The organism is Paenibacillus sp. 22594 (genome assembly GCF_052044425.1).
GTDB lineage: Bacteria > Bacillota > Bacilli > Paenibacillales > Paenibacillaceae > Paenibacillus_AQ.
Genome location: NZ_JBQENA010000002.1, coordinates 501,608 through 514,559, shown reverse-complemented (window position 1 = coordinate 514,559; position 12,952 = coordinate 501,608). Strand labels below are relative to the sequence as shown.

Sequence of the window (12,952 nt, the reverse complement as noted above, 5' to 3'; positions counted from 1 at the left end):
GCTCGCCCACAGTTCCTCCCGGACCATCTTCAACCTTCTCACCATACCGGCTTTCAGCACTTCCCGGCTCTCTGTAATGGTTGTCCCGATTTACTTTTCCGTTCCTTGGAATTCATCGTATTATCCAAAATATACCCATGTCTGTCCACCATGTCAAGTTGCCTTTGCTGATTCTCCCCCGGTGTGCCGTTCATCCCGCGGAGGTACAGGATCAAGTCCTCCGGGATGGAAGGGATGACATCTGGCGATCCGCTTGGCTGCCAGCCACGAGCCCTTCACCGGACCATGGACTTCGATCGCTTCCAGTGCATAAGCTGAGCAGGTAGGATAGAAGCGGCAGGTTGCCGGCTTGATCGGTGAGATGAACTTACGGTACACCCGGATTGGTGCCTGGATCGTTTTGCGTCCTATATCCATGTCAGTGGCCTTCTTTACCATGAGCCGCAAGGGCAGTCTCTTCTTCACGGTTCTGTTCACAATCCTTACAGTAACCGAACACCTCAAATTTATGCTTGACCACCCGGAACTGGTCGGGCGTATCCGTTAGATTCATCGGGCAGAAATTGATCGGGTAAGTCTTCATGCATTGAAGGCAAATCATATGGTGGTGGTGATGATCCTGATTGCAGCTGCCCTTGAACTTGACACCCTCCTCAAACACCACCTGCTCCAGTACTCCAAGCTCCTCCATGATCCGCAGATTGCGGTATACCGTATCGAAGCTGAGCCCGCTGTATTTACGACCCATATGCTCATATACATCCTTCGCGGATAAATACCCCGTATTCTCGCCGAATAGCTTGGCAAGCGTTTTGCGCTGATCGGTGATTCGCAGTCCCTGCCCCGACATGGCTTCCAGTATTTGATCTGTCGACAGCATTTGCTCATCTCCCATAACAAAGTCTTTGTTTTGCACTCTCTTAATAATGCCCCAAAACAAAAGCCCCGTCAATAAAGCCTCGTGGCTCCTGCAGCAAAAGGCCTGTCAGCCGTTCCCATATGGGAATGCTGACAGGCCTTTTGACGAAACTGCCCGATTTATTTTTTGGCCAAAATGGGTGTAAAGACCAGGTTTACCGGAAGATTGCTGCCGGAAGCCACCGAGAATACGATATCCACCGGACCTGTATATTCGCCGGATCGATAGAGCACAGCGTTCATATCGGAGCTGGATAAATTCCCTTTGTTCGGCAGATTAATAATCGAACCGTTGACCATTATGGACCCCAGATAATTGCCTCCGCGCGGATTGAATGTAATTAGTGTATTCTTGGCGACACTTTCGAGTCTGATTTTGTATAGAACCCCGAAGTTGCCTGAGTTCGAAGCGGCTGTTCCGCTCATCGGATCAATACCGACCAGATTCAGGTCCTTGCTGTTGTCACCAAGCACAAGCTTCGACTGTGTGGCTCCAACCTCATCAAAGACACTGATTATACGTGTAGACTCATCGTAGGTTCCCCGGTTGTGTACACCATCACGGTCCAGAAGGGGCAGAGATGGCAACAATGCTACCGGATCTTTAGTCTGCTCAACCATTACAACGTTATACTGTACTGCCAAATCACTGGACAGGTCAGCACTTAGCGAGAGCACTTCACCAGGTTTCATGGCGATTTTACTGATATCCGTCATGATAGGCATACTTTGCCCCGGTTGAAGAGTAATCGTTCCATAACTTGAGTTGTTAAGCATGGATTGGTAATACTTTTGGATCGAAATTTTACCTGTGTATTCCGGTGATGTGGCCGGACCTGCGATCCCCAAATATTGGGTAGTGATTGTAGTTGGGTATAGGTTGTTGTTTGTTGCGATTACATACAGCTTCTGTCTAGTGGACATATTGTTCATGTGGTGAACCAGGAAACGGGTTAGTCCAACTGATGTTTCGCGGTACAGCACACCTTCCGAATTGACCGTTTCCGGGCTGTTGCTGCGAATCAGCTTATATCCCTCAGAAGACAAATTGTACTGCAGGTTTGGCAATCCTGGAATCGAACCGCCGTCCATCGAGATAATGTCACCAGGAACTGTGAACAATTTGGCTACCTCATCCTGGGTATACAACTGCTCGCTTGTAATATTAATGGTTTTCTCGAACGTACTGCTCAGTCCGTGTTTGTCAGTTACTTTGAGCTGGATCGAAACAGGTCCCGGATTAAAAAAGGCCAGCGCTCGGTTCGTCCACTCAACCGTCAGTTCTTCACCTTCCGGATCATAACTCTGGTCGGTAAGGGTCACCGGCTCACCCATTTTGTATTCCTCTTTATCGGAAGAGAAATTGGCAACAGGCGGCTGGTTTGGCTGGAGGACTTGAAAGGTTACTGAATAAGGATCACTCGTCTGTCCGGAAGCGTCCGTTACCGAATAGGTTACCGTATAAAATCCCGGCTGATCATAAATATCCATTTTGTTGCCGCCCCACTGTTCAGTTACAATTGCAGCGCCGTTGGGGGATGAACTCTTGGTTACATAATTCACAGTCGTTTGTCCGGCATAAATTACAGTCGGCTGTACAGTAAAAGAAGCCGTTGGCTTCGTGTTCAGTGACAGAATGACACGTTTCCCCACGTTATCAACACTATAAGGGATGGAAAGAGCTCCTGTAATGGAGGTCAAAGGTATCATGAATGTTCCCTTGAACTGGTAGGCAGGCCCTTTCATGGGCACCTTGTTGCCATTTACCGTATAGATCTTGCTGTCTGTCTTAAAGCGCATGATGCTGTCGCCTTTGGTTACAATAACTTCCTTTGTTTTTGTATCATAGGTATATTTTACGCCAACCATTTCTACCATGGCACGAATCGATACATAGGATACGCCATACTTAACTGCCATTGGCTGATTGGCCAAATACGGGGTGCCATTCTTATACATTTTATTACTGTTCATCATAAGAATGAGTTGGTTCGCTCCAGCAGTCTGGATAATTTGTCCCCCTGTGGTCCCACTTGGTGTGATCGTGCCAGGTGTAGCTGTAGGTATTGCTGATTGTGCGGGTACCGGTGTGGCTGAAGGCACTACCGTTGCAGCAGGAATGGCCGATGCAGAAGGCATCGCTGATGGTGCCGATATTGGTGTTGGTGTTGGTGTTGGTGTCGCTGTCCCCGGTGAAACCAGCGGAGGCAGCGGGTCAGTAGCTTCAGGCTCTGGCGCCGTCACAGGCGCAGGAGTAGCCTCGGCTGCTTGAACTACTGTTCCAGTTGTGGTGGTGCTTACAGGGACGGCAAACGCCGGCACTGCAGCTGCAACCTGCGATATAACCAGGACTGCAACTAACGAGATTTTTTTCAAATTCATGGTATGACTCCTTCTGCTCCTATTAGTAGTATATAAGGAAAGTAAGTCTCTCTCTGCAATCCTTATATTCCCCGCAAAAACGCAATCGCCCTGTAAGGGACGACACTGTGATTTTTGCCACGTTCATTTACAAAACATAGTATTAGACGCATGACTCCCTAAAAAGTTTCATTAAATGTAAAGAAAAGATTAAAATTTTTTTCCATTTATTATCACCAGAATCCCATTATCATTCTAACAGGCTTTACTATACACTACAAAAAAAGAGACACTAACCTTGTGGACAAGGTAGTCGCCTCTTCAGATGAATCAACCTATGCTTACCGAGTCTCCGGCATTCTATGCTGGTCCCGGTATTCTTTGGGGGTCATTCCCGTCTGTTTCTGGAACACTTTTGTAAAATATCGACGCTCCTGATAACCCACCCCTGCGCTGATCGCAGTAATGCTCTTGTCACTGCTTGCCAGCATGAACTTCGCTGCTTCCATTCGCTGTTGCGTTACATATTCCACAAAGGTCATGGCAAAGCGGTTCTTGAACAGAAGACAAAAATAGCTGCTGCTGATGCCAATTCTATTCGCCACTTCCTCAATACCCAGATCATAATTCAGCCGCTCCGAAATATATTGAGCCGCCAGATTCATCAGCTGTTCCGGTGTTTTCCGAGCAGAATCCTCTGCCAGAGGTTGCTCCTGAAACAGCGGAATGCTGTTGTACAGCTTATCCTTGTATTGTTTGCTGCGGATACGCGTGCCCATTTCTCGCACCTTGTTGCCCAGCTCTTCATAATGAATCGGCTTGCAGATATATTCCTTCACTCCAAGCCGGATGGCTTCCCGTGCATAATCGAATTCCTGATAGCCGCTAAGCAGCAGAACCTCGCTGTCCAGTCCCATCTCGCGCAGCTTGCCGATGAACGTTAATCCATCCATGACGGGCATACGAATGTCGCAGAGTACAAGGTCCGGGGCTTGTTCCTCAGCAATGCGGAGCGCCTCCATTCCACTGCGGGCCATGCCGGTGATCTCCATCCCCATTTCCTGCCATGGCAGCACACGACGCAGATTGCCCAGTATAGGGGCTTCATCGTCAACCAATAATACCTTTAGCATAATGATCTTCCCCCTGCCCGTATTTTGGGATGACGCATTGGATGATGGTACCTTCTCCCGGACTTGCGCAGATAAATATCCCATATCTGTCTCCATATTCAATACGGATACGATCAGCTACACTGCGTACACCAAGCCCGCGCCGCTCCAGATGAATACCATGCTCCGGTTTGTTCCCGGTGATGGATTCGGCAGCCTCTCCTGATTCACTCACCATATACTGGAACATGGACAGCTGGGCTGAACTCATTCCAATCCCGTTATCCTTAATCTGCAGAATCAGATTCCCCCGCTCTTCCCAGCCTTTTACACTAACCATCCCCTTGTATTCGATCCCTTCGAACCCGTGCTGGATGCTGTTCTCGACAAGCGGCTGCAAGGTAAGCTTGAGGACGCCACAGCCTAACAGCTCCTGGGGAATATCAATCTCATAATCGAAAATATCCTCAAAGCGGAATTTCTGAATATCCAAATAATTGCGCAGGTGCGTGACTTCCTCATCCAGTGTAATTTCATCCCTGTCCTGAATGCTGATACGAAGGATGCTGGCCAGCCTGTAGACCATCTCGCTGACCTTCCGGCCTTCATTCTGCACAGCGAGCACATTGATGGATTCCAGCGTATTGAACAGAAAATGTGGCTTAATCTGTGCCTGAAGCACCCGCATTTCAGCCTGGTTTTTCCGATGCTGCTCCACATGCACCCTATTGAATAAACTATTAATTTTATCCATCAGATCATTGAAGCCCCGCGCAAGCAGTGTCATTTCGTCGCTGCCCTTCTCCTCCACACGCGTAGTGAGATCCCCATCCTCGACCCGCCGCATAAACCGGACTATAACAGCAATACCGCCCGTAATCCGGTTCATGAAAAACAGGTTAAAAATGACTGCACCCAGCAGGCACAAGAAGATTACAACCACAAACCATCGGGCAAACACCGTTACTTCCCGGGACAGAGAATCCCATGAGGTAATGGAGACAAGACTCCAGGGATAATCCTTAAGATGATAGACCGAGAGTATGCTTTTCTCGCCATCGAACTCTGTTCTGAAGCTTTGGAAGCCTTTTTGAAAAGTGAAGTTCTTCGCTGTAAAGGAATGGAAATCCTGTCCATCCAGCTTGCGGTCCGGATCAAACAGAATCATGCCATCATCGTTCACAAGCATAAAGGAAACCTTCTGGTCACTATCCCCGATTTTGAGATTGCGGAAGATCGATTCGAACTCCCAGTTCTTGATCTGCACCACCAGAATACCGATATTCTGAAAAAAGCTTAGTTCCTTCACCAGCCGGATCTGCGTAAATACAGCCTCCGTTCCGGTCAGTTCCGGATATTCGTGAGGTGCAATCCATTTGGGCACTCCGTTGAGCTTCATGACCTCCTGATACAGCTCACTTCCCTTGAACTTGTCATAGGGGAGTGTACGGAAATTCTCCTTGTTGAAGATAGAGACAATCTCCGAGCTGCCTTTCCCGTTAAAATTGTAGAGAAAAGCATAGCTGATCGATGGATGATTGTATAAAAGACTACGGAAGTTGCGCTGGCTGGCGTTCAGACTAAGCTGCTCGGCATCGGTCAAATCCTGTGTGAACGGGTCATCTGCACTAAGTGCCATATGAAATACTGAGGTTGCAATTCCGTTATCGGTGACGTTGTCCATGTCCTTGAAGACACTGGATATGCTGTAGCTGATGGCTTTAAGCGAATACTCGGATTGCTGGCTGTACTTCTTCTCAATTGAATTATAAGTTACAAAGAACATAATCATGCCAAGAATAAACAGAGGAATGATAATCAGGCCCAAAAACGCCGTAAACAACTTATAGCGCAAATTCATCGGCTAGTGCCCCTGACTGTGAATAGGATTATCCTTTTACGCTGCCCGCTGTAACCCCTTCAATAATCTTCTCCTGCAAAATGGCGTAAATAATTACGACCGGCAGCACACTGTAGACAATGCCTGCGGACATCTGCGCATAGTTCATCTGATACTGATCACGGAATTGGACCATTCCCACCGGAAGCGTGCGCAGCTCGTCATTCGAAAGAAAATAGTTGGCCAGCAAAAACTCATTCCAATTTCCCAGGAAATTAACAATGAATACTGTAACCATGGCGGGAACCGTCAAAGGTACAATAATTCTAGCAAAGATACCCGGGGCCTTCAAGCCATCCATAACAGCAGCTTCCTCAATTTCACTGGGTAAAGAGCGCATAAACGCCGCCAAAATAATAATTGTGAATGGAATCGCATTGGCGATATAGGGGATAATCAGTGCCCAGTGGGTGTTCAGAATATGGAGCTTGCGTACAATCGTATAAATCGGAAGCATCAGCGCATTATTCGGAATCAGCATCCCTATCAGCACCAGCGAGAACAGGATTTGGTTCCACTTGCCCTGGCGCATCCGTGTAACCGCAAAGGCGAACATGGAAGCCAGCAGGATAGATACTACAGATGACAATATAGAAATGTATAAGCTGTTAAAAAAGTACGTGCTGATCTTGGCATTCACCCAAGCCTCGACATAATTGTTAAACACAAACTCCTTCGGAATTCCAAAAGGATTCAGCGCTATGGCATTATTGTCCTTCTTCACAGAAGAAAATAATACAAACAGAAACGGAAACAAAACAACTACAAGATAACCCAGCAATGCGATATGAGGTATGCTCTTTTTCAATGTTCGCGCCATTAGTATTCAATCCTTTCATTACGCCGGGCGAACAGCAGCTGATAAAGTGCTGTAACCACAAGCGTGAACATAAAGATCAGAACGGCTATGGCGTTCCCGTACCCATATTTGAAGTTAGTGATGGCGTATTTGATCATGTAGGTAGCCATTACCTCGGTTGAACCTGCTGGTCCACCTTTCGTCATAACGATGACGATATCCGCTGCCTTCATGGCTCCGGCGATGGAAAGCATAATAACAACAGAAATGATCGGTACGATTAGCGGCAAAGTAATGCGTGTAGCCCGCTGGAAGCCCGTTGCACCGTCAATGGCCGCGGCCTCATCCAGTTCTCCCGGAATGGATAGAATCGCTGCCAGCACCATTACAATGTAGAATCCGGTCCACTGCCAGGCATTGGTGATCAGTATGGATAGCATGGCGAACCGTTCATCCGACAGCCAGTATACCGGTTCAATTCCGATAACCCCCAGCAATTTATTGAACAGCCCGATATTGGGCTCATAGATGAACCCCCACAAGATACCAATAACCGCCGTAGACATAATGGAAGGCATAAAGACTGCCGTCTTGTAGAGTCCCTTCAGCTTTTTGACATTGGCAATTAGCAGAGAGAACAGAATAATGAGGGGAACCTGAATGAATACAGAAAACAAAATAAACCAGCCGTTGTTTTTGACAGATACCCAGAAGCGCTCATCGCCCAGGGCTTTTTCAAAATTACTCATTCCTGTGTACTTAACGGTGTCTGAAACGCCGTTCCAGCTGGTAAGGCTGTAGTATAGTGAGCTGAATATCGGATAAATGAAGAACATCAAAAACAAGATTAATGCAGGCAAAATAAACAAGGTGAACACCAGCGGATTTTTGAGTGATTTATTCATGACTTTCCTCCGATTGCATGAGAATCAAGGAGCTCTGGATCTAATATTTTTATAAAAATGTACCCTGGAGCAAGCACCAGGGCACATTCTGTTCACCGAACCTTATTCCACTGCTGCATTGGCTTCCTCTTGAACTTTTTGCAGAGCCTCGCCCATTTTCTCAGGTGTCGTTTGACCGCCGATCAGCTTTTGAATCTGAATATTGCTGATTTCCGTAGTGACATCTGCCTGTACCAGAGAGTCGAAGGCCGGGAATGAAGACTCGGAGCTATTCAGAACAGCTACAATTTCACTCATAAGATCATCCGTGATATTTTTAGTTAACACTGCCTGATCAATCTTCATGGCCGGGAGTACACCGTCTTCAACCAATCCGCGCAGCTGCATTTCCTCATTGTACATATTTTTGATGAAAGACTTCACTGCCGCCAGCTGCCGTTCGTCCTCACCCGCAGTAGCAGAGAAGCCATAACCGTTATTCACGTCACGCATCAATGCTGTCTGATCGCCGACTCCGCCATCCACTGCTGGAATATTGAAGAAGCCGACCTTGCCAATCAGGCCTTCACCGGATTGACCTGCCTTGAATACGGAGGATTTCCATGTACCGTCATACATCAGAATCGCTTCTCCACTGGTGAACTGGGTAGTGTATTCAGCATATTCAAAACCAAGCTCGCCTTTTTTGAAGTAGCCTTTGTCTTCCCATTCCTTATACTTGGCAAAACCCTTAACAACATTCGGATCACTCCATTTAGCTTCACCGGTGGCGAACTTAGCCGTAACATCCGGTCCGGCATATCGCGACCAGAGATGGTTCGCCAGCATCAGTGGAACCCAACCCGCTTTGGAAGCACCTGCCAGCGGCACTTTGCCGTCGGCTTTGATATCTGCCAGCTGCTGTTCTAATTCCGCGAAAGTTGTAGGAGCCTTCCAGCCCTTGCTCGCATAGTATTCTTTATTATAGAAGAAGCCTTCACCGGAGCCGCCGATCGGCAGCCCGTAAATTTTACCTTCATACGTAAATGGATCGAGATTTGAGAATTTATCTTTGATGCCCAGTTCTTCAAGAATCGGTGTGAGATCGAGCAATTTACCTTCCTTGGCATATATTTTAGAGTCAGGGCTACCGAAGAGGTCAAAAATTTCAGGCGGATTGCCCGCCGCCATTTCACCCCGCAGCTTCTCCTTGCGGTTCACATCAGAGTCTACACCATCCAACTTAAAAGTGAGTCCCGGCACTTCTGCCTGTACTTTCCCTACAACATCCTCCAGGATAGCCAAGCGTTTCTGTTTGTCGGCACCTACTTGCGTATGACGAATAGTCATTTCAAAAGGCTCGCTGCTGGCCGGTTCCTCGGTAGCAGGTGCGTCCGTAGCATTCGCAGCATTCGTTGCAGCCGCCTCACCTTGGTTACCTGCGGAATTGTTGTTGTTACCGCAGCCAGCCATGATCGCCGAGCTTACAAACAGCAGAGACAATAGCAATGTTACACTTTTCTTCATTATGGGTGACCCTCCCTATGTTGATTTCCCTTACATTTCTTATTATAGAAAACAAGGTTTGGAACCGTAAGGTTAAGATTCATCCACTCTAGGGATAAAAACCTCTTATGTAAGCGGAAACATGTCTATTATCTATCAAACAGCGTTATGTAACCTAACTTCTTGGGTGTACATCCCAAATGTCCATTCTACACAAAAAAGCCGCCCCAACAGTAAATACACTATTGGATCGGCTTTGGTATGGCGAATGATTAGACTAATGCGGTTTGCTTGCGGCCTTCTTCAATCAACCGGTAAGCACGCTGAACTTCTTCTTCCGTTGGTGAAGGCACTCCCTCAAGCTCATAAGGTCTTCCAAGTACTTCCCATTTATAGATACCCATTTGATGATAGGGGAGAATTTCGAATTTTTCGACACCATTCAATGTGCCAATGAAGCGTCCCAAATTAATCAAGTCTTCTTCACGGTCATGAATACCCGGCACATAAACATGGCGGATCCACATCTTACGGTCATGGTCAGACAGCCAACGGGCCAGCTTCAGTGTACGTTCATTGGACTTACCGGTAAGTTTGATATGTGCTTCATCATCGATGTGCTTCAGATCAAGCAAGACCAGATCCGTTTGTTCGAGCAAGTCATTGATTTTGTCACCTTCATTGTAACCGTTAGTATCAAGTGTAGTATGCAAATTCCAGCGTTTCTTCACTTCGGTGAACAGCTGTTTCACAAAATGCGCCTGCAAAGTCGGCTCACCACCCGAGACGGTCAAACCGCCGCCAGAGGAGCGGTAATACTTCAGGTAAGGCTCAATTTCAGCCAATACCTCATCAATACTCATTTCTCTGCCTTCATTCAAACCCCATGTGTCGGGATTATGGCAGTATTGGCATTTCAAGAGGCAGCCCTGCATGAACAAGACAAAACGAATCCCTGGCCCGTCAACGGTTCCAAAGGTTTCTAAGGAGTGTATATGTCCATTAGCCATATGATGTCATCCTTTCGAAAACTTAAAATTTTAATCAATCTTAAACAAGATAGTACCGCCCTTGAGACAAGGGCGGTACACCTTGCAGCTATTTCACTGTATACCTAAAACTCAAGCAAATGATTGTATATTACATTGCACCATGGAATGTGCGGTTGATAACATCCATTTGTTGTTCGCGAGTCAGCTTGATGAAGTTAACAGCATAGCCGGATACGCGGATAGTCAATTGTGGGTAGTTCTCTGGGTGCTCCATAGCATCCAGCAATTGTTCGCGGGCAAATACGTTAACATTCAGGTGATGACCTTTGCTTGCGAAATATCCATCAAGCATCGATACCAGGTTGGATTTACGTCCTTCTTCTTCTTTACCCAGTGCTTTTGGCACGATGGAGAAGGTGTTGGAGATACCATCCAAGCTATCTTCGTACGGCAGTTTAGCTACGGAGCTCAGGGAAGCCAAAGCGCCTTTCTTATCACGTCCGTGCATTGGGTTGGCACCTGGAGCGAATGGTTCGCCTTTTTTACGTCCATCAGGAGTAGTACCAGTTTTCTTACCATACACAACGTTAGAAGTAATCGTCAGGATCGATTGAGTTGGCAGAGCATCACGGTAAGCGTGGTGTTTGCGGATCATCGTCATGAATGATTCAACCAGTTCTACAGCAATGTTGTCAACGGAATCGTCGTTGTTACCGTAGCAAGGGAATTCACCTTCGATTTCGAAGTCGATGGCAATACCTTCTTCATTGCGGATAGGTTTAACTTTAGCATATTTAATGGCGCTCAGGGAGTCAGTCGCAACGGACAGACCAGCAATACCACAAGCCATAGTCCGCAGGATATCGCGGTCGTGCAGAGCCATTTCAATACGTTCATAAGAATATTTATCATGCATGTAGTGGATGACATTCAGTGTGTTCATGTAAGTCTTAGCCAACCACTCCATCATTGGTTTGAAGCGTTTCATTACTTCTTGATAATCCAATACATCAGAAGTGATGCGAGGCAGTTCAGGTCCTACCTGTACGCCGGACTTTTCATCCACACCACCGTTGATAGCATACAGCAAAGCTTTTGCCAGGTTGGCACGAGCTCCGAAGAACTGCATTTGCTTACCGATACGCATTGCGGATACGCAGCAAGCAATACCGTAGTCATCACCGTAGATTGGACGCATCAAATCATCATTTTCATATTGAATCGAGCTGGTTTCGATGGAAACCTTAGCACAGAATTTTTTGAAGCCTTCTGGCAATTTTTCAGACCACAGTACAGTCAGGTTCGGCTCTGGAGCTGGTCCCAAGTTGTACAGGGTGTGCAGGAAACGGAAGCTGTTCTTGGTTACGCGTGTAGTTCCGTCTACGGACATACCACCAATGGACTCAGTAACCCAAGTTGGGTCTCCACTGAACAGTTCATTGTAGTCAGGAGTACGCAAGAACTTCACGATACGCAGTTTCATGATGAAGTGGTCAGTCAGTTCCTGTGCTGTTTCTTCAGTCAGTGTTCCTTCTGCAAGGTCACGTTCTACATAGATATCAAGGAAAGAGGATACGCGTCCCAGGGACATTGCAGCGCCGTTCTGTTCTTTGATAGCAGCCAGGTAACCGAAGTACACCCATTGAAAAGCTTCTTTAGCATTATTTGCAGGCTTGGAGATATCCATTCCATGCATTTCAGCCATCTTTTTCAATTCGCCAAGTGCACGGATCTGCTCGGAAATTTCTTCACGAAGACGAATAACACTTTCGGTCATGGAATCAACTTCAAGGTTGTTAAGGTCTTGTTTCTTTTCTTTGATCAGGAAGTCAATGCCGTAAAGAGCTACACGACGGTAGTCACCGATAATGCGGCCACGGCCGTAAGCATCAGGAAGACCAGTGATGATACCTGCTTTACGAACAGCTCTCATTTCAGAGGTATATGCATCAAATACGCCTTGGTTATGCGTTTTGCGGATGTTCGTGAACATTTCAACAATGTTTTGCGGAAGTTCGAAGCCGTAAGCCTTGGTAGCATCGATCATCATCTTGATTCCGCCGAAAGGTTGAATGGAACGTTTAAAAGGCGCATCTGTTTGAACGCCGACAATTTGTTCTTTGTCTTTGTCAATATAACCAGGGTTGTGCGATACGATAGTGGATACAGTATTAACATCCACATCCAGAACACCGCCATTAGCAATTTCCTGCTTGGTCATTTCAGATACGATTTTCCAAAGTTCAGTAGTATTGTAAGTAGGGCCTGCAAGGAAATCTTCCTTGCCAAGATAAGGTTTGATGTTCTTTTCAATAAAATCATTAACGTTTACTTTTCTGGACCATTTGCCTTTTGCAAAACCGCGCCATCCAGACTTAACCTCTTGTACATCTTTTTCAATCACCGACATGCTAAATCCCTCCATTTATATTTAGTATATTTGTAGAGATCGCGGGCTTGAAGGTTAATCCCGTGTCTCG

At 46.7% G+C, this 12,952-nt stretch carries 10 protein-coding genes; all 10 read right to left on the bottom strand.

Going from position 1 to position 12,952, the window contains the following annotated elements:
- Window positions 1-153 precede the first annotated feature (153 nt).
- The 10 genes from yidD to pflB all read right to left on the bottom strand — a co-directional run bounded on the left by yidD (window position 154) and on the right by pflB (window position 12,882).
- Complete coding sequence (gene yidD, locus ACTJKB_RS09030) at window positions 154-417, bottom strand: membrane protein insertion efficiency factor YidD (protein WP_440833370.1); 264 nt, start codon at window positions 415-417, stop codon at window positions 154-156.
- 1 nt (window position 418) lies between these two features.
- Window positions 419-880, bottom strand: coding sequence for a Fur family transcriptional regulator (locus tag ACTJKB_RS09025; RefSeq protein ID WP_440833368.1), 462 nt, complete (start codon window positions 878-880; stop codon window positions 419-421).
- 158 nt (window positions 881-1,038) lie between these two features.
- Complete coding sequence (locus tag ACTJKB_RS09020) at window positions 1,039-3,300, bottom strand: stalk domain-containing protein (protein WP_440833367.1); 2,262 nt, start codon at window positions 3,298-3,300, stop codon at window positions 1,039-1,041.
- A gap of 320 nt (window positions 3,301-3,620) precedes the next feature.
- A complete protein-coding gene (locus tag ACTJKB_RS09015; protein WP_440833365.1) occupies window positions 3,621-4,412 on the bottom strand; it encodes a response regulator transcription factor in 792 nt (263 codons plus the stop codon).
- On the bottom strand, window positions 4,390-6,252 hold the full coding sequence (locus tag ACTJKB_RS09010; RefSeq protein ID WP_440833363.1) for a cache domain-containing sensor histidine kinase: 1,863 nt from the start codon (window positions 6,250-6,252) through the stop codon (window positions 4,390-4,392). Before ACTJKB_RS09010 ends, ACTJKB_RS09015 begins: the two co-directional genes overlap by 23 nt.
- Before the next feature lie 28 nt (window positions 6,253-6,280).
- Window positions 6,281-7,111 (bottom strand): carbohydrate ABC transporter permease, encoded by an 831-nt coding sequence (locus tag ACTJKB_RS09005; RefSeq protein ID WP_074085315.1) that lies wholly within the window; start codon window positions 7,109-7,111, stop codon window positions 6,281-6,283.
- Window positions 7,111-7,995, bottom strand: a complete 885-nt coding sequence (locus ACTJKB_RS09000) for a carbohydrate ABC transporter permease (protein WP_440833362.1) — start codon at window positions 7,993-7,995, stop codon at window positions 7,111-7,113. The genes ACTJKB_RS09005 and ACTJKB_RS09000 overlap by 1 nt, the downstream gene beginning before the upstream one ends.
- A gap of 102 nt (window positions 7,996-8,097) precedes the next feature.
- A complete protein-coding gene (locus ACTJKB_RS08995; RefSeq protein WP_440833361.1) occupies window positions 8,098-9,501 on the bottom strand; it encodes an extracellular solute-binding protein in 1,404 nt (467 codons plus the stop codon).
- Between the two features lie 251 nt (window positions 9,502-9,752).
- On the bottom strand, window positions 9,753-10,490 hold the full coding sequence (gene pflA, locus ACTJKB_RS08990; RefSeq protein ID WP_440833359.1) for a pyruvate formate-lyase-activating protein: 738 nt from the start codon (window positions 10,488-10,490) through the stop codon (window positions 9,753-9,755).
- 130 nt (window positions 10,491-10,620) lie between these two features.
- Window positions 10,621-12,882: a formate C-acetyltransferase gene (gene pflB, locus ACTJKB_RS08985; RefSeq protein WP_440833357.1), complete on the bottom strand. Its 2,262-nt coding sequence runs from the start codon at window positions 12,880-12,882 to the stop codon at window positions 10,621-10,623.
- Between the last annotated feature and the right edge of the window lie 70 nt (window positions 12,883-12,952).